This is a genomic window from Bacillus cereus (assembly GCF_015071065.1).
GTDB classification, from domain to species: domain Bacteria; phylum Bacillota; class Bacilli; order Bacillales; family Bacillaceae_G; genus Bacillus_A; species Bacillus_A cereus_BA.
Genome location: NZ_VOVA01000001.1, coordinates 906,759 through 926,044 on the forward strand (window position 1 = coordinate 906,759; position 19,286 = coordinate 926,044).

Here is a 19,286-nt window from a genome sequence, read left to right on the forward strand (position 1 = left end):
AAGGGATTTAGCCGCCTGTCAAATCCCCATTGGTACCATATACAATCCTGTATCTTCATCGTGTTTCACAACGACCTCTACGCCATATATGCTCTTAATCATATCTTCTGTTACAACATCATGTGGCGTACCTTTCATAACTATTTCTCCATCCTTCATCACGATAATATGATCGCTATAACGGATTGCTTGATTAATGTCATGTAATACCATAACAATCGTTAAACCCTCTACTTCATTTAACTCTTTCACTAACTCTAATATTTCAAGCTGATAGTAAATATCTAAATACGTCGTTGGTTCGTCTAAGAACAGCATGGGCGTATTTTGCGCTAAAGTCATCGCAATCCAAACACGTTGCCTTTCTCCACCAGATAATGCATGTATTGGCTTATCACGCTTATCTTGTAGTCTCGTACACGTCAATGCTCTTTCGATTGCTTCGCTATCCTCGTCAGTTTGTGTAGAAAAAATATTTTTATATGGCATACGCCCAAAACTCGTCAATTTCTCAACCGTAATATCTGATGGCGCCTCATTTTGCTGATGAACGACCGCTAGCTTTCTAGCAAATTCTTTCGGCTTATACTGGCTAATAGCTTTCCCATCTAGCATTACTTCTCCGCTACGGGGATTATGATTTCGCGACATAACACCTAGTAATGTTGATTTCCCACAACCATTTGGACCAATAATTGTTGTAATTTTTCCAAGCTCTATCTCACTACTAACAGACTTTAAACGATCCGTTACATTATCATAAGAAAAGGTTACATTTTTAATTTCCATGAACTCGATCACTCTTTCTAAGCAAGAATATTAAGAACGGACCACCGATAACTGCCATAATCGTTGCCGCTGGAATTTCATTAGGCGGTACGATTAGCCTACCGATTGTATCTGCCGTTAAAATTAATAACGCACCTGCAAGGGCTGAAAACGGAATAAGTACTTTATGATCTGATCCAACCAATTGCCTTGAAATATGCGGGATAAGTAATCCAACGAAAGCGATAACGCCCGCAATCGCAGTTGATACAGCTGCTAACAGGACAGCAATGGCTGAAATAATAAGGCGTACCCTTGTCACATGAAGTCCAAGATTTTTAGCCGTTTTATCTTGTAAAGATAATAAATTACACCATGCCCCTACAAACAGTGCAAGTATAAGACCGATCGATCCATATGTAACAAGTACTTCCACATCGCTCCATGTCTTCATCGTTATATTAGATGTTGTCGTCTGTTTAATACTTTTAATGAAATATCCACAAATCGTAACGAAAGATTCATTTAAACCAGTAAACATCGCATTAATTGCTATACCGATTAAAATGATACGCAGCGGACTTAAACCTGATTTCCAAGAAAACGAATAAACGAGATAACAAGCAAACGCTCCGCCTAAAAATGCGAATAGTGGTGTCCAGAAAAAGAACTGAGGAAATAGCGTAATGATAACAAGCGTCATAAAACTGGCCCCTGAAGATATCCCGATAACCCCAGCATCCGCAAGTGGATTTTTCATAACTGCTTGGAAAAGCACACCAGAAACAGCAAGCGCTGCTCCAGTGAAAAGTGCAATAATAATGCGCGGAAAACGTAAATCTTTAATAACTTCAACATCTTCATTTGTCCCTGTAAATATACCTTGTAAAAGATCAATGACACCTATTTCCAAACTACCTTTCACAGCAGATACAGTAGTCATAACAACTAGTAATACTGTGACGATGAAGAAACTCCAAAATTTTTTATTCATCTCAATCTTCCTTTATCTATACATGCATCATGGATACATCATTTTCTTTAATTCATCTAGAGCTTCAATAGCTGCTAAATTCCCCGTTGTTCCAAACAAACGCTCTTCTAAATCGTACACTCTATTATTTTTAACTGCGGCAAAGTGCTTCCAAATGTCGTTCGTTTTGAATTCCTTATCAAACATTTTCACAACTTCATCTGGCATACCGTGTGCTGCACGTAAAATAATATCTGGGTCAGCTTTTTTTAAATACTCTGTATTAGAAGCTAAATACTCTACTTTCTCATCTTGTACGATATTTTTACCACCTAGCTGTTTTACTAAATCTCCAATATATGAGTGTTCTGTCGCTACTAAATAGCTTCCAGGCACTCCAAGTAAAATAAGGACTGTCGGTTCTTTCTTCCCTTTTACCTCTTTTTGAATGTCTGCAACCTTTTTATCAAACTTTGTTACGACTGCTTCAGCCTGTTTCTCACGCCCATATTTTTTACCCAACTCTGTAATTGAGTTTTGCATGTTTTTCAAACTCGTTAAGTTTAAAAAGTTTGCTTTTATACCAGCTTCCTTAAAAACTGGCTTCAATTCATATTCAAGTGTTGTAACCGATAATACTTCTGATGGTTTCATTGATTTTACCTTTTCCATATCAGGGCTCATCGGATTCCCAACATCCGGTAAACCTTTATAACGCTTCGGTAATGTTTTATAACTAGTTGGAACACCAATTAAATCTACTTCTAACGCATCCATAATTTCAGTCACGGCGACTGTCGTTGCAATAACACGTTCCTCACTACTGCTCTTTACCTTTTTTGCTGTTTCTTTTTTTGGTGATGAGCACCCAGCTATACTAAATAAAAGAATGATAGCCATGAATACACTCGTGATTTTCTTCACTCTCAATCACCACTCCTTTCAGTACAATATGAAACGAGTCTTGATGCATGAAACCATGCATCAAGACTCCAAATTTTACAGTCTACCTGCTCTATATTTACGAACTAAGAAAGCAAGTGATCCTAGTAATAGCAACATATACATTCCAATTTGTGCTGTATCTGCTGTTTTTGAGTTTTTCTCTTTTTTTACATCATTCTTCACATTTTCATTTTGCTTCTTACCGTCTACATTTCGGTTAAAATCAGGATTACCGATTGTTTTTACATTGTCTACTTTCGGTGTAATCGCTGGATTTTTCGGATCATTCTTCGGATCGTTTTTCGGATCCTCTTTAATAGTTCCTACTGCACCAATACTATTTGTATCAAATTGAATTTGCACGTCGTAGAAATGATGGTAGTTCATTGAATCAATATCTACTTTTACTTTCGCATTTAATTTTGCAAATAAATCATCTACTTCAAATTCTACAACTCTTGTATTTGCATTTTTATCTTCACTTACTACTTTTGCATCAGCAAATCCACCATTATTTTCTGTTTGGAACTTCGTAATCCACGCACTATCTTTCAGTGTCACCGCAACATATTTTTTGCCATCTTTCACTGTTAATCTTGCTGGATTTACAACGTATTGATTCATCATTGAAATCTCATCCGTTTTATCTTTCAACACTTTAAAAGCAACATCATATTGACCGTCTTTTAAATTTTTTGGATCAACTGTTATATGTCCATTTTGGTTATTATTTCCGCCTTGGTTGTTATTTCCACCTTGGTTGTCGTTTCCACCTTGGTTGTCGTTTCCACCTTGGTTGTCGTTTCCGCCTTGGTTGTCGTTTCCACCTTGGTTATCGTTTCCACCTTGGTTGCCTAAAGCTTTAATACTACCTTTATCAAATGCGAATTGAATGTCGTAGAAATGATGGTAATTCATCGCATCAATATCAACTTTCACTTTTGCATTTAACTTTTTCGATAAGTCGTCTACTTCTACTTCCACTACTCTTGTATCTTGCTCTTTATTTGTACCTAATACTTTCGCATCGACAAACGAACTATTCTTTTCAAACTCAAACTTTGTAATCCATGAGCTATTCGTTACTGTGAAGGATACATATTTCTTACCATCTTTCACTTTCAATACGCCTGGACTCTTCGTATATGTGTTCATCATTGAAATTTCTTCTGTTTTATCTTTTAGCACTTTAAAACCGATACTGTATTCACCGTCTTTAATAGCATTTGGATCAATTGTTGTGTTATTGTCTTGGTTGTCGTTTCCGCCTTGGTTATCGTTTCCACCTTGGTTATTGTTTCCGCCTTGGTTGTCGTTTCCACCTTGGTTGTCGTTTCCGCCTTGGTTATTGTTTCCGCCCTGGTTGTCGTTTCCACCTTGGTTATTATTTCCGCCCTGGTTATCTAAAGGCTGAATGCTATCTTTATCAAATGCAAATTGAATGTCGTAGAAATGATGATAATTCATTGAATCGATATCTACTTTCACCTTTGCATTTAACTTTTTAGATAAATCGGCTACTTCTACTTCCACTACCCTTGTATCAGCCTTCGTATCCTCATTTAATACATTGGCATCCACAAACGAGCCATTTTTCTCAAACTCAAATTTTGTAATCCATGAGCTATTCGTTAATGTGAAGGATACGTATTTCTTACCATCTTTCACTTTCAATACGCCTGGGCTCTTTGTATATGTGTTCATCATTGAAATTTCTTCTGTTTTATCTTTTAACACTTTAAAACCGATACTGTATTCACCATCTTTAATTGTTTCAGCATCTGGTTGTTTATCTCCATCCGGTTTTTCTACTTCCGGCTTTTTATCTTCATCCGGTTGTTTCTCTTCATTTTTAACTTGTTCAAGTTTATCTTGTTCAAATAAAAGTTGTACATTATGTGTTTGCTTGTAACCTTGCGATGCCACTTCAATAAATACTTTTGTATTTATTTTTTTTGATAAATCATCCACTTCAAATTCTACGACTCTTGTATCTTTTTCTTTATCTTCACTCACTACTTTTGCATCAACAAATGCACCATCTTTTTCCGTTTGGAAATTTTTAATTAATGAGCTACTTTTTAGCGTTACAATCGCTTTTTTCTTACCATTTTCTACTTTCAATACTCCTGGATTTTCCATGTAAGTATTCATCTTAGATTCTTCATCCGTTTGATCTTTTAATACTTTAAATGGAATACTGTACGCACCATCTTTAATTATTTCAGCATCTGGCTTTTCTACTTCCGGCTTTTTATCTTCATCCGGTTGTTTCTCTTCATTTTTAATTTGTTCAAGTTTGTCTTGTTCAAATACAAGTTGTACGTCATGAGTTTGCTTGTAATTTCTTGATGCCATCTCAATAAATACTTTTGTATTGATTTTTTTAGATAAATCATCCACTTCAAATTCTACGACTCTTGTATCTTTTTCTTTATCTTCACTCACTACTTTTGCATCAACAAATGCACCATCTTTTTCCGTTTGGAAATTTTTAATTAATGAGCTACTTTTTAGCGTTACAACCGCTTTTTTCTTACCATTTTCTACTTTCAATACTCCTGGATTTTCCATGTAAGTATTCATTTTAGATTCTTCATCTGTTTTATCTTTTAACACTTTAAATGGAATGCTGTACGCACCATCTTTAATTGTGTTAGAATTTGGTTGTTGATCTGGGTCAGGCTTTTGGTCGGGCTTCTGACTTGGATCTGGATTTTCATTTGGATCTGGCTTATTAGCTGGGTCCTCTTTTTCATCTGGTTTTTCTACATGAATTGGTGTAATGCTATTTTGGTCGAATGAAATACGAATGTCATAGTAATGATGATAATTAAAAGCATCAATATCAACTTTTACTTTCGCATTTAATATTTTCTCTACATCTTCTACATCAAATTCTACTACTCTTGTATCGTTCTCTTTATCTTCACTAACTACATTTACATCAACGAATTGACTACCTTTTTCTGTTTCAAACTTCGTAATCCATGCACTATGCGTTAACGTAAAGGATACTTTCTTTTTCCCATCCTTCACTTTCAAAGTCCCCGGGCTTACAGAATACTGCTTCATCATTGATTCTTCATCTGATTTATCTTTCAAAACTTTGAAACCGATTGAATATTCACCGTCAGCTAAAGTTGTAGCCGCTTGAACTGCAAGTGGTTGTAACGTTGATACGAATGTGAAAATCGTTAGAAACATTGCAACAACAATTTTAAAATACCTGTTCAATAGAATGACTCTCCTTTTTAAAAAATTCCCAATTATTTAATGCTGTTCCCATCAAATACAAAACGAATATCATATGAAGCGTTATAATTAATAATTGGGATGTTAATTTTCACCTTGCCTTTTAGTTTTTCTGACAAGTCAGCAACTTCAAATTCTACTACTCTAGTATTCTCTTTTTTATTTTCACTTAAGACTGTTGTTTCTACGAATTGACCCTCTTTTTCTACTTGGAAACTTTTAATAGAAGCACTATCTTTCACTTTAAATGAAACATATTGTTTTCCATTCTTAACTGTTAATGTTCCCGGGCTTTCAAAATAACTATTCATCCTAGATGATTCATCTTTATCGCCTTTCCATACAATAAAAGCAATATTATATTTTCCATCAGCTAGTTGTGTAGCAGCTTTTGCATCTTGTAACCCTAGTGTTGCTATAAACGTAAATAAGACAGCAAATACGGCAATAATCATTTTAAATTGTTTAAACATATATTCATCACCCTTTCAAAGATTTATTTACTTACCTTTACTTTACGAACTAAGAAAACACCCGAGATTAGAACTAACGCTGCAAATAATCCAATGCGGGCATCATCACCTGTTTTGGGGTTATCTGTTTTTTCAGCCTTACCACTTTCATTTGTCCCTTTATTCGCATCTTTATTTGTTTCTTTACTCTCTTCTTTCTTTTGCTCTTCTTTTACTTGTCGATCTTTTTTAGTTTCATCATTATTTTTTGTTGCAGCAGCTACATTGTTATCGCCACCTACAGCTTTTACATTCGCATCAAACGCAAAACGAATTGTGTAATGATGGTCGTAGTTTGCACTTGGTACAACAACATGAATTTTTACTCCCAGCGGTTTAGATAAATCATCAACTTTAAATTCAACCGTTCTTTTATCTGCTGCTTCGTCTTTGCTAATTACTTTTGAATCAACAAAATTACCATTCTCTGGTGCTTTAAATTCTGTAATCCAAGCACTATGATTCATTGGAACTTGTACTCTCATCTCACCATTTTTTACAATTAACTTAGCGGGTTTTTCAAAATAATCATTTGCCATTGAAGCTGAATCATCTTCCGCCTTTTTGATAACGTAGTTAATATCGTAAGTACCGTCAGCTAATTTTGCTGAAGCTTGTCCAGATGGTATTACAAGAAAAGCTAGCATACATACTAACGTTATAATAAATGCGGGTAATACTGAAAACTTTCTCATTTTGCTTACTTCCTCCTTGTTTATCTTTCGTTTTATAATTTGAAAATGATAATTATTCTCAATTTATAAGAAAAAAATAATCTCTTCTACCTTTATTTCATTGTCATTACTTTATGTAATATAAGTATTGGTGATTATCATTCTCACTAAAGGTCAAAAAATATATTTTTCCTCCATATTCCTTATAAAAAGCACTCTAAAATAATTCAATCATTTTACTGATTATCATTCTCAACAGACTACAAAAAAATAAACTACCTAATTCTATTGTTCTATCACCTCTTCTTCCAAAATGATATAGTCATAGAAAACCTCTTCCCTTGCTCCCGTCACTTCCCTTCCAATATTTCCACAACTAAGTCAATCTTAGCCTACTGCTAATTTTATTGTCAACTATATTACGTATAAATTTTTTAATATCTAAATTTTTTTATATACGGCTTTTTCTACAAAAAAAGGGGCTTCCTTTCATAGAAAGCCCTCTTTTCTCTATTTTTCTACAGCAATTTCTTGCTTTTGAAACCTAGAAACTATATAACCAATTCCTATACCGATCATACCTGGAACTAACCAGCCAATCCCTACACTATATAATGGAATCTTATCTAGAATAGGTGCTAATGCTGCAATTTGCAGATTCGCATTGTGCAATCCATCAAAGAAGCTAATTGCAAATGCCCCTACAATACCGCCTACATACATTGCTAATGGAAGACGAACGTAATTTTCAACGAGTGATAATACGATAAGTACGATACCAATTGGATAAATTGCAATTAGAATTGGTAATGCTAATGCGTTTAACTGAGTTAAACCAAGATTTGCTACCATAAATGCTAATACACAGAAAATGAAAATGACTTTTTGATAAGAAAGCTTTGGTAATAACGAAGAGAAATATTCCCCACAAGCTGCAACAATACCTACAGAAGTTGTTAAACATGCTGCTGTAATTGCGATACCTAGTAATAATGTTCCATAACTACCAAATAAATGATTCACGACGTTTGTTAAAATAATTCCGCCGTTTGCTCCCATTCCAAGTGACACACTAGAAGCCCCAAGATACGCAAGCGCTAAATACACAAGTAGTAAACCAAGTGCTGCAATGAATCCTGCAAAGATTGTTACTTTCGCAATGCTGTTCTTATTTGTAACCCCTTTTGCTTTTAAAGCATTGATCACAACATTTCCGAAAACAAGTGCTGCAAGTCCATCTAAAGTTAAATATCCATCAATAAAACCTTTAAAGAGCGGGGCACTATACGCTTCTGTCGGTGCACCAAACTCTCCCATTGGCGTCATAATTGCTTTCGCTACAATTATTGCAATAACAGCTAATAAAATTGGTGTTAACACTTTACCAATACGGCCTACTAATTTTGAAGGGTTTAAAGCTAAATAGAACGTTACTGCAAAGAAAATAAATGTAAAGATAACAAGTGGATATGATTGACTAGCTACCTCACTTGGTAAAAACGGTGCAACACTCATTTCATAAGCAACTGTTCCTGTACGTGGAACACTTACGAATACGCCTAAACATAAATAAATTGCAGTGATAAAAACAAGTGCGAATATAGGATGTACACGTCCCGCTAGCTCATTAATATCTCCCTTTAAAGCTATAACAATTACTCCTAATAAAGGCAGTCCAACGCCTGTTACGATAAAGCCAAACAACGCAATCCACACGTCCGTTCCAGCACCTTGTCCTAACGCTGGTGGGAAAATCATATTACCTGCACCGAAAAATAGTGCAAATAACATTAAACTTATTGCAAACATCTCAGAAAACTTTAAAGATGATTTCATTTCTACTAACCTCCTAATTAATCGTTTTATTAACAAAATATTCTGAATTAAAATCCGTCACATATCCTCTTTCCAGCATACTTCCCTATAAAAGAACGCAAAAAACACCCGTCCCTAACAAAGGGACGAGTGCTGAAATCGTGGTTCCACCCTTATTCTAATAAAATGAATTTATAACAAAATAAGCTCATTTTATAGCTCGTGTAAATTGATAACGGTTTTATCCGCCAAGAATTACAATGCATCATGCAGTTCACTCTTGAAGTTTAGAGGTGGTAAGTGTATTTTTTCGTATTAGGAAGCTCACAGCCTAAGGCTTCCCTCTCTGAGAATCGTAAAAAATAGCTCATGTCCTCATCATTACTTTTATTAAATATCTTGTCGAAACTTGTTGTTTTTTATTATATGGGCTATTTTCAAAAAAATCAATAGTTTTATTTTTTCTGACAAAAAATATAGGGAGAAAACTTTTCTCCCTATAACTGCCCTATTAATATTTCTAATTCCTCATCTGTAATGCCTCGCCATTTTCCCGCTTCAAGCTCGTTTAGCTCTATATTCATAATGCGCACTCGCTTTAGCTTTGTTACAGTAAACCCGAAAGCACGGCTCATTCTACGAATTTGCCTGTTCATCCCTTGCGTTAAAACGATGCGAAATGTAGACTGATCGACTCTCATCACTTTACATGGCTTCGTCATTCCATCTTTAATCTTTACACCGCTGGACATCTCATCAATAAACCAATCTGTAAAAGGCTTATCGACCGTCACAACATATTCTTTCTCGTGCTCATGATCACCGTGTAAAATTTTATTTGCAATGGCGCCATCATTCGTTAATAAAATGAGTCCTTCCGATGCTTTATCTAATCGTCCAACAGGAAAGATTCGCTCTGGGTAATTGATATAATCAATAATATTATCTTCAATATGATCGGCTGCTGTACAAGTAATTCCAACTGGTTTATGGAAGGCAATATACACCTTTTCTTTCTCTTCTTTTGCAATAACCTGTCCATCAATCGTTACAACATCACCATCGCTCACGAGTGCACCGTGCGTACATATTTCACCGTTAATGCAGGCACGGCCAGCTTTAATAAGGCGGTCTGTTTCACGTCTTGAGCAGGATTTTGCTTCGCTTATGTATTGGTTGATTTTCATGTTTTATTCCTTTTCTTATAGATTAAAAGCGTCAATCCATGGCAATATCATTATGCCAAGATTGACGCTCCTTCACTTCGCAAAAACAACTAAATAAATAACCCCAATCACCAAAAATATTCCGCAACAAGCTAACAATACTTTTGCAAGTTTGTCCATAAACATATAATGGTTCCCCTTTTGTTTGGTTTTTTGCTATTTTAATTCGACAACTGTTACACCTAGGCCTCCCTCGCCCATGTCACCGTAGCGATAGGTTTTCACACCGCGGTGCTTCTTCAAGTAATCTTGTACACCTTGGCGAAGCGCTCCTGTTCCTTTACCGTGAATAATTGATACACGAGGATAGCTTGCAAGCTGTGCATCGTCTAAATATTTTTCAACGCGCATCATTGCATCTTCATAACGTTCGCCGCGAAGATCAAGCTCTAACGACACGTGATAATCTCTACCCTTCACACTTGCGACTGCTTTTTTCTCAGTTTGCTTCGGTGTATTAATGTATTCCATATTGGATTCTTTCACTTTCATCTTCAGAATACCAATTTGTACGCTCCACTCTGTATCACTTACTTTTTCAAGCAATTGACCTTTTTGACCGAACGTTAACACTTTTACTTCATCACCTGGTCGTAATTGTTGCTTTGGCGCTGTATTTTTCACATGTACTTTTTGTTTCTTCACAAGCTCTGGCGCTGCCCCTTCTAGACGGCTCTTCGCTTCAATAAGCTCATGGTCTTTCACATTTACAAGCTGTGCTTTACGCAATTGACGAAGTTCATGAATAATGCCTTCTGCTTCTTTCTTCGCAGCTTCGACTTTTTCTTCCCCTTCTTTTTGCACTTTTAATAATTTTTCATCGCGCTCATCGTTAAATTCAATGATTTGACGCTGTAATTCACGATGAAGTTTTTCAGATTGCTTACGATGTTCTTCCGCTTCTTTTCGTTCGCGCTCTGCACTTTTTTGGCTTTCTTCTAGCTTTGCAATCATATTTTCGATTTTGTTCGTATCTGTACTAATTTGGTTACGAGCGCGATTAATTACGCGATCAGACAAACCAAGACGCTTCGAAATTTCAAAGGCATTACTACGTCCTGGTACACCGATTAATAATTTGTACGTTGGGCTTAATGTATTCACATCGAACTCAACGCTCGCATTAATAACTTGCTCACGGTTGTATCCGTATGCTTTCAGCTCTGGGTAATGAGTCGTTGCAACAACGCGTGCACCGCGGTTACATACTTCATCTAAAATTGAAATTGCTAGTGCAGCCCCTTCTTGTGGGTCTGTTCCAGCACCTAATTCATCGAATAAAACTAAGCTTTCAAAATCAGCTTTTTCTAAAATATCTACAATGTTCACCATATGTGAGGAGAACGTACTTAAACTTTGTTCAATCGATTGTTCATCACCGATATCAGCAAAGATATTTTTAAATACACAAATCTCTGATTCGTCCATTACTGGAATGTGCAGACCAGATTGTGCCATTAAGACACAAATACCGACTGTTTTCAGTGTAACTGTTTTACCACCTGTATTCGGTCCTGTAATAACAATTGTGGTAAAGTCTTTACCAAGCATAATGTTATTTGGCACGATAATTTCCGGATCGATAAGCGGATGACGAGCTTGTCTTAAATCCATATAACGCTCATTATTTACGATTGGCTTCGTCGCTTTAATTCGCTTCGCATAAAGAGCTTTTGCAAAAATGAAATCAAGATTTGCAACTACTTCTACGTTTGATAGAACGATATCAGCTTCCACTGCTACTTCTTCCGTTAGCATCATTAAAATGCGTTCTACTTCTTGTTTTTCTTTCACACGTGCTTCTTGAAGCGCATTATTTAATTCCACGATTACTTGCGGTTCTATAAATAACGTTTGTCCAGAAGCAGATTGATCGTGAACAATACCACCATATACGCCGCGGTATTCTTGTTTTACCGGGATTACGTAGCGTTCGTTACGAATCGTTACAATTGCGTCTGATAACATTTTTTGCGCGTTTGAAGAACGCGTCATGTTTTCTAATTTCTCCCGAATACGGCTTTCCGCAGTACGAATTTGGTTACGAATACCACGCAATTTGTCACTTGCGCTATCGACTACTTCACCGCCGTCACCGATACAGTTTGTAATTTTCTTTTCTAAATCATATAAAGATACAATTTGCGCGACATGTGTTTCTAAAATCGGAAGTTCAACACCATTATCAATCATATCGTCAATGAAGCGTTTCATTTGGCGACTACCATACATCGTACTTGCGATTTCAATTAATTCATGCGGACTTAACATACTTCCAATTTTCGCACGCTTAATATTTGAACGAATATCAGAAATCCCTCCAAGTGGTACATGTCCTTTTAAACGGATAACTTTTGCTGCCTCATCCGTTGTTTCTTGCAGTTCCACAATTTCTTCAAAATCTGTGCTTGGCACTAAATTCTTCACTTTATCACGACCAAGTGAAGATGCTGTATGTTCAAGTAATTGTTCTTTTACTTTATTGTATTCTAATACACGCAACGTTCTTTCTAACATGTTGCAGGTCCCCCTTGTGTTACTTATTACGTTTAATATAGTCTAATAAACGTTCAATATCCCATGTGTTAATCACATTATCTTTTTGAATCCAACCTTTACGTGCTGCCGCTACACCTGTTTCCATATCTTCTAACATTTCAAGTGTATGAGCATCCGTATTAATCGCTACTTTTACACCAGCATCTTGTGCTTGTTTTAATAATTTCGCACTTAAATCTAGACGGTTTGGATTTGCATTTAATTCTAAAACTGTATTTGTTTCTTTTGCGAGCTGGATTAATAAATCTGTATCTACATCGTAACCCTCGCGGCGCCCAAGAAGACGTCCTGTCGGATGAGCAATCATCGTGACATGCTTATTCTCAAGTGCAGTGCGAAGACGTTTCATAATCGTTTCACGGTCTTGTGAGAAGCTAGAATGAATCGCTCCAATAACATAATCTAGTTCTGCTAATACTTCATCGTCAAAATCAAGTGTCGCATCTGGTAAAATGTCCATTTCAATCCCGCGCAAAATTGTAATGTCTGGATACTTTTCATTCATACGTTCAATTTCTTTCGCTTGTTCACGCAGACGTTCTTTCGTCAAACCGTTCGCTACTTTCAAGTATTGCGAGTGATCAGTAATTGCCATAAATTTATACCCACGAGCACGACATGCTTGTACCATTTCCTCAATTGAAAAAGCACCGTCACTCCATGTTGTATGCATATGTAAATCACCTTGTATATCAGAGAACTGAATTAAGTTCGGATACTCTTTAATTAATTCAATTTCTTTTCCATCTTCACGCACTTCTGGTGGGATGAATGGAAGACCAAAGTGGGCGAAGAATGCTTCTTCTGTTTCGAATGTTTTCACTTCACCTGTCTCTAAGATTTCCACACCATATTCACTAATTTTCTCGCCTCTATCTTTTGCGATTTGGCGCATTTTTACGTTATGGTCTTTTGATCCTGTGAAATGGTGAAGAGTTGTAATAAATTCTTCTGGTTTTACTAAGCGGAAGTCAATTGAAATATCATATTCATATTGAAGACGAACAGATACTTTCGTATCTCCACTTGCAATCACTTCAATCATATTATCAAATTGTAGTAAATGTTCACGTACTACTGCTGGCTCTGTCGTTGCAATGATAAAATCTAAGTCCTTCACTGTCTCACGAACACGGCGTAAACTACCAGCGCGTGAGAAGCGAATTACTTCAGCAACATTCGACAATTTCTCCTCTATTTCCCCGGCAATAGGCAATACCATCGCAATTGGTAAACGCTCTGGACGAGAGCCTACTTGATCGATTGCTTCTAATATTTTCTCTTCTGTTTTTTTACCGAAACCAGCTAAAGCTTGTACTTTATTTTCCTCACAAGCAGCTTTTAACGTCTCCATATCAATAACGCCTAGCTCTTTATATAACTTAGCTACCTTCTTACCACCAAGGCCTGGTAGTTTTAATAACGGTAATAAACTATTTGGTACTTCTTTTTCAAGTTCTTGTAATACTTCAGATGTTCCCGATTCTATATATTCTTGAATAACTGCTGCCGTTCCTTTTCCGATGCCTGGAATCTTTGTAAAATCTTCAATTTCAGAAAGACTGCGATCATCGCTTTCTAGCGCTGCTGCCGCTTTACGAAATGCTGATATTTTAAATGGATTCGTACCCTTTAATTCCATAAATAGGCCGATTGTCTCCAATAATTTAATAACTTGTTTTTTATTTACTTTCATCATTCTCCCGCCTTTCGTTCATAGAAAAAAACTCCTCTTTCTGAAAAAAGAGAAGTTATACTCTGCTACCTGTCTGCCATAGCTCCTTCACCTTTTCAGAAAGAATCGGTGTATCGTCTACAATTATTTTGCTAATTGATGATTTTTGTAATGGTGTTTGTATTTGTTCAATTGGAAGAATTGATCCAACAATAATTAAGACAAACAGAATGATATACACTTCTAAAAAGCCAAGAAGTGCCCCAGCAACCGCATTGACTTGCTTTAAAACTGGGATTTCTGCAAACATATTCAGTAAATTACCAAGTAGTGAAAGTGCGATTTTTGTAATAATAAATAATACAATAAACGCAATTGCTTGATAGAAGACACCCTCAATATTATTCGCATCTATCCATTCTGGAACAGACACATTCTTATCAAATGGATACGGAATAATTTTCGCAAGTGCTGGCGCTAAATCTTTACAGTACCAGTATGCAACGAGGTATGCGATAATAAAGCTTGTTAACTTTACAAGTTGCAAAATAAATCCTCTACGTAAACCGAGGAAAAATCCCATAACAAGCAATAAAATGATAATAATATCAATCATGTTATTCAATTCCTTTTTGTGTCATACTTTCTTTCAATTTCTCATGTTCTTCTTTTAATTTTATGTAATCGTGTATGACGTTTACCGCCGTCAATACCGCTAGTCTACTCGTATCAAGCGAAGGATTCTTGGCATTGAGTTCGCGCATTTTATCATCCACAATCGCTGCTACCATGCGGATATGACTTGTACTTTCATCGCCAACAACTGAATATTGTTGACCATATATTTCTACATTAATTCGACTTTTATTTCCCTTTTGTTGTGACAACTCACCGGCCTCCAATCACGTACAGAATCCTAAAGTTTATCATACCATGAACCATCATAATATGGAAACAGAAAGAACAATCCGATATGATAAAAATAACAATATTAAAAAAGGAGCGACCATTTTGTCAAATTCTATCGTAATACAGACAAGTTCTAGTGCAATTGAAGACATGAAACAACAGTATAAACAGGCACTTAGCCCGAAAATTCCGCAAGGCGGTGTCTTCATGGCAAAGGTACCATCTTGCACGATTACAGCATATAAATCAGGCAAAGTAATGTTCCAAGGGGGCCGTGCCGAAGCAGAGGCTGCTCGTTGGCAAACTGTCTCTCAAACACCAAAATCAGCTGTAAAAAAATCGGCCAATTCGCACCAATATGCACCACCTTCTTCTATTGGCACAATGTCGATTTTAGGGTCCGATGAAGTAGGTACTGGAGATTTCTTTGGACCGATGACAGTTGTTGCTGTATATGTGGATGCGAAGCAAATTCCACTTTTAAAAGAACTTGGTGTAAAAGATTCCAAAAACTTAAATGATGCTCAAATTACTGAAATTGCAAAACAACTCCTTCACGTTGTTCCTTATAGCTCTCTCGTTCTTCACAATGAAAAATATAACGAGCTATTTGATAAAGGAAACAACCAAGGTAAACTAAAAGCTTTACTGCATAATAAAGCCATCACAAACTTATTAGCAAAAATAGCACCTACCACACCTGAGGGCATCTTAATCGACCAATTCACACAACCTGATACATACTATAAATATTTAGCAAAACAAAAACAGGTACAACGTGAAAATGTTTATTTCGCTACAAAAGGTGAAAGTGTCCATTTAGCAGTAGCCGCCGCTTCCATTTTGGCTCGTTACTCATTCGTAAAACAATTTGACGAACTAAGCAAAAAAGCTGGTATGCCACTTCCAAAAGGTGCTGGTAAACAAGTTGATATCGCCGCTGCTAAATTAATTCAAAAGCTTGGTAAAGAACGATTACCTGAGTTTGTGAAACTGCATTTTGCTAATACGGAGAAGGCTTTTCGTTTATTAAAAAAATAACTACTTTTTAGTATCGACAGGATTTGTATGAACTAAACAAGGCGAAAAGAATTCAATTCTTTTCGCCTTTCATGGATGAAAAATGAGTAAATAGGATCTCACACGTTCCTATTTTCGTCGCATTCCTTCGGTATATCGATATATTTCAATTTCGGCCGATATCCGTTCATTTACTATTCACATAAAAAAGGGATCCCTTTTTTATGTTTAACTTCGCTTCTGCTTCTTATTTGATGAAGGTACTTTATGAGAACCCGTTTCATGCGCAGTTGTTCCTTGTCCTTCCACCTCTGGAGAACCTAGGCTTGATCTAGAATGATTTGTTTTCACTTTTTTACTCATTGCACTCACCCCCAAGATTACTTTTTACTTAAGGGTAAAAAACTATTCAACATAATACTCTGAACAGACACTCGCTACTCTTTTACTCTCGTGTCTGTTTTTCACTAATGTCCCATAGACGTTTTGCGGCACCCTTATCCAAGGCGGCTTCAGACACTTTTCCTATTTGCTTATCGGCATAGTAACAGCCACTATGGTCAATGAATCCGTTTGATTCTGCTAGCCATATTAAAGTTTCAGCACCTTCCTCGGGCGTACGAGAAAAAGGTTTCATTGCTGCCATAGTTAAGCGAGAAACGAGACCATTGTCCTGGTTGAAATTCGTAGCCACTAGCCCCGGATCAAAGCTATAAGCACTAACACCCGTCCCCTCCAACCGCTGTGCCAATTCAGCGGTGAATAAAATGTTAGCTAGTTTTGTTTGCGCATAACGCATTGTAGGACCACCCATGAACTTCTTAACACCGCGATACAGTTGTTCTGCATCTAGATCACCGAAATCAATTCCCTTTTTAGCCATTTTGTGACCGTGAGATGCGGTAGTAATGACACGAGCAGGAGCACTTTCCTTTAAACGCTCCAATAGTAAATTAGTAAGTAGGAATGGACCTAAATGGTTGACCGCCCAAGTCATCTCCAAACCGTCCTCCGTAAGCTGCCTTGTTTGAAATAAAGCACCCGCATTATTCACTAATATATCTATTTTAGGACACCTTTCTAAAATATCAGCAGCTACCCGGCGTATAGATTGTTGGGAAGCCATATCAGCTAAAAATAGATCTATCACCGCATCCCCATTCGTTACATCCTTAATTTGAGTCATAGCATCATTCGCTTTTGCTTCGTTGCGTGCAATAATTCCTAGTTTGGCGCCGCGTTCTGCAAATGCCTTAGCTGCCGCTAATCCAATACCACTTGTTGCACCAGTGATTACTACATACTTGTCATGCAATGTCCACTTTGTATGACTTGGAATTTCCCCCATTGTACCAAAACCCCTTCCCTATAAATGTCGCATTCGTTTTACTTATATATGAAGTAGGAAGGGAACTATGAACAACATCTTTTCCAATCGTGAAATACTTTATAAAATTCGGGTTGTAGTTACACCCTCTTCCAATAAAAAAAGCGAGAGCAGTTGCTCTCGCTTTTTTTATCTTAAAACTCCGAAGAACCTGGAGTTCTTGGGAATGGAATTACGTCACGGATGTTAGCCATACCAGTGATGTACATTAGGAAGCGCTCGAAACCTAGGCCGAATCCAGCGTGTTTTGTACCGCCGTATTTTCTAAGTTCTAAGTACCACCAGTAGTCTTCTTCGTTCATACCTAATTCTTTAATTCTGTCTACTAAAACGTCCATTCTTTCTTCACGTTGGCTACCACCGATTAATTCACCGATACCAGGAACTAGAAGATCAGTAGCAGCTACTGTTTTACCATCTTCGTTCATACGCATGTAGAATGCTTTAATGTCTTTCGGATAGTCAGTTACGAATACAGGGCGTTTGAAGATTTCTTCTGATAAGTATCTTTCGTGCTCTGTTTGTAAGTCAATACCCCATTCTACTGGGTATTTGAATTCAGCACCTGATTCTTGAAGTACTTTAATTGCTTCTGTATAAGTGATGCGACCGAAGTCAGAGTTGATTACGTTGTTCATGCGCTCTAGAACTGTTTTATCAACGAAACTGTTGAAGAAGTCCATTTCTTCTGGTGCATGCTCTAATACATATTTCATTGCATATTTCAGCATATCTTCTGTAAGATCCATTACATCGCCTAATTCAGCAAATGCAATCTCAGGCTCAACCATCCAGAACTCAGCTGCGTGGCGAGTTGTGTTTGAGTTTTCCGCACGGAATGTAGGTCCGAATGTGTAAACATCACGGAACGCTAATGCATAAGCTTCAGCATTCAGCTGTCCACTTACTGTTAAGTTTGTTTCTTTACCGAAGAAGTCTTTTGATTCGTCAACTTGTCCATCTTCACCTTTTGATACGTTGTTTAAATCTTGCGTTGTTACGCGGAACATTTCGCCTGCACCTTCTGTATCACTACCAGTGATGATTGGTGTGTGAACATGTACGAATCCACGCTCTTGGAAGAACTGGTGAATCGCAAATGCTGCGATAGAACGTACACGGAACGTTGCAGAGAATGCATTTGTTCTTGGACGTAAGTGAGCGATTGTACGTAAGTATTCAAACGTGTGACGCTTCTTTTGAAGTGGGTAATCAGAATCTGATAAGCCCTCGATATCAATTTTTTCTGCTTTAATTTCAAATGGTTGCTTCGCTCCAGGCGTTGCAATTACTTTACCTTCTACTTTAACTGAAGAGCTAAGTGGAAGCTTTGCAATTTCTTTGAAGTTCTCTAATTCTGTATCGAAAACGATTTGAACACCTTTGAAGAAGCTACCGTCGTTTAATTCGATGAAACCAAATGCTTTTGAATCACGTAAGTTACGAATCCAACCTGATACTTGTACTGTTTGATCTGCGTATTTATCTGTATCTCTATACAGACTTTTTACTAATGTGTTTTCCATAGTAAAATTCTCCTTTACTCATATATTTAAATACAAAAAAAC

Annotated in this window: 16 protein-coding genes and 1 other annotated feature; of the genes, 1 reads left to right on the forward strand and 15 read right to left on the reverse strand. The window is 36.8% G+C overall.

What is annotated here, in order from left to right; all coding sequences use genetic code 11:
• Positions 1 to 18: 18 nt before the first annotated feature.
• From FT637_RS04775 to zapA, 12 genes are all read right to left on the reverse strand, one after another.
• The gene (locus FT637_RS04775; protein ID WP_193645319.1) at positions 19 to 789 is read right to left on the reverse strand and encodes an ABC transporter ATP-binding protein; all 771 of its coding nucleotides are present in this window, start codon (positions 787 to 789) and stop codon (positions 19 to 21) included.
• Positions 779 to 1,762, reverse strand: a complete 984-nt coding sequence (locus FT637_RS04780) for a FecCD family ABC transporter permease (protein ID WP_193645320.1) — start codon at positions 1,760 to 1,762, stop codon at positions 779 to 781. Before FT637_RS04780 ends, FT637_RS04775 begins: the two co-directional genes overlap by 11 nt.
• Positions 1,763 to 1,789: 27 nt before the next feature.
• Positions 1,790 to 2,671, reverse strand: a complete 882-nt coding sequence (isdE, locus tag FT637_RS04785; RefSeq protein WP_193645321.1) for a heme ABC transporter substrate-binding protein IsdE — start codon at positions 2,669 to 2,671, stop codon at positions 1,790 to 1,792.
• A gap of 69 nt (positions 2,672 to 2,740) precedes the next feature.
• Complete coding sequence (locus tag FT637_RS04790; protein ID WP_193645322.1) at positions 2,741 to 5,923, reverse strand: NEAT domain-containing protein; 3,183 nt, start codon at positions 5,921 to 5,923, stop codon at positions 2,741 to 2,743.
• Between the two features lie 32 nt (positions 5,924 to 5,955).
• Positions 5,956 to 6,414 carry an NEAT domain-containing protein gene (locus FT637_RS04795; protein WP_193645323.1) on the reverse strand — a complete coding sequence of 153 codons (459 nt, stop codon included), beginning with the start codon at positions 6,412 to 6,414 and terminating at the stop codon, positions 5,956 to 5,958.
• A 23-nt stretch (positions 6,415 to 6,437) separates the two neighbouring features.
• Positions 6,438 to 7,148, reverse strand: a complete 711-nt coding sequence (gene isdC, locus FT637_RS04800; protein WP_193645324.1) for a heme uptake protein IsdC — start codon at positions 7,146 to 7,148, stop codon at positions 6,438 to 6,440.
• A 489-nt stretch (positions 7,149 to 7,637) separates the two neighbouring features.
• Positions 7,638 to 8,963, reverse strand: coding sequence for a branched-chain amino acid transport system II carrier protein BrnQ6 (brnQ6, locus tag FT637_RS04805; protein WP_193645325.1), 1,326 nt, complete (start codon positions 8,961 to 8,963; stop codon positions 7,638 to 7,640).
• 118 nt (positions 8,964 to 9,081) lie between these two features.
• Positions 9,082 to 9,333 (reverse strand) — a binding site (T-box leader).
• Positions 9,334 to 9,439: 106 nt separating this feature from the next.
• Positions 9,440 to 10,129, reverse strand: coding sequence for a 23S rRNA pseudouridine(2604) synthase RluF (locus FT637_RS04810; protein WP_193645326.1), 690 nt, complete (start codon positions 10,127 to 10,129; stop codon positions 9,440 to 9,442).
• 195 nt (positions 10,130 to 10,324) lie between these two features.
• Positions 10,325 to 12,685 (reverse strand): endonuclease MutS2, encoded by a 2,361-nt coding sequence (locus FT637_RS04815; RefSeq protein ID WP_193645327.1) that lies wholly within the window; start codon positions 12,683 to 12,685, stop codon positions 10,325 to 10,327.
• A 19-nt stretch (positions 12,686 to 12,704) separates the two neighbouring features.
• The gene (polX, locus tag FT637_RS04820; RefSeq protein WP_193645328.1) at positions 12,705 to 14,423 is read right to left on the reverse strand and encodes a DNA polymerase/3'-5' exonuclease PolX; all 1,719 of its coding nucleotides are present in this window, start codon (positions 14,421 to 14,423) and stop codon (positions 12,705 to 12,707) included.
• Between the two features lie 55 nt (positions 14,424 to 14,478).
• Positions 14,479 to 15,018 (reverse strand): CvpA family protein, encoded by a 540-nt coding sequence (locus FT637_RS04825; RefSeq protein ID WP_002015450.1) that lies wholly within the window; start codon positions 15,016 to 15,018, stop codon positions 14,479 to 14,481.
• Between the two features lies 1 nt (position 15,019).
• The gene (zapA, locus tag FT637_RS04830; protein WP_002112165.1) at positions 15,020 to 15,289 is read right to left on the reverse strand and encodes a cell division protein ZapA; all 270 of its coding nucleotides are present in this window, start codon (positions 15,287 to 15,289) and stop codon (positions 15,020 to 15,022) included.
• A 124-nt stretch (positions 15,290 to 15,413) separates the two neighbouring features.
• Here zapA and rnhC point away from each other — a divergent pair, with 124 nt between their 5' ends.
• Complete coding sequence (gene rnhC / locus FT637_RS04835) at positions 15,414 to 16,352, forward strand: ribonuclease HIII (RefSeq protein WP_193645522.1); 939 nt, start codon at positions 15,414 to 15,416, stop codon at positions 16,350 to 16,352.
• Between the two features lie 207 nt (positions 16,353 to 16,559).
• Here rnhC and FT637_RS04840 read toward each other — a convergent pair whose 3' ends face one another.
• The 3 genes from FT637_RS04840 to asnS all read right to left on the reverse strand — a co-directional run bounded on the left by FT637_RS04840 (position 16,560) and on the right by asnS (position 19,244).
• The gene (locus FT637_RS04840) at positions 16,560 to 16,694 is read right to left on the reverse strand and encodes a YuzL family protein (protein WP_193645329.1); all 135 of its coding nucleotides are present in this window, start codon (positions 16,692 to 16,694) and stop codon (positions 16,560 to 16,562) included.
• A gap of 82 nt (positions 16,695 to 16,776) precedes the next feature.
• The gene (locus FT637_RS04845; protein WP_193645330.1) at positions 16,777 to 17,679 is read right to left on the reverse strand and encodes an SDR family oxidoreductase; all 903 of its coding nucleotides are present in this window, start codon (positions 17,677 to 17,679) and stop codon (positions 16,777 to 16,779) included.
• A gap of 173 nt (positions 17,680 to 17,852) precedes the next feature.
• Positions 17,853 to 19,244 (reverse strand): asparagine--tRNA ligase, encoded by a 1,392-nt coding sequence (asnS, locus tag FT637_RS04850; protein ID WP_193645331.1) that lies wholly within the window; start codon positions 19,242 to 19,244, stop codon positions 17,853 to 17,855.
• Positions 19,245 to 19,286 lie beyond the last annotated feature (42 nt).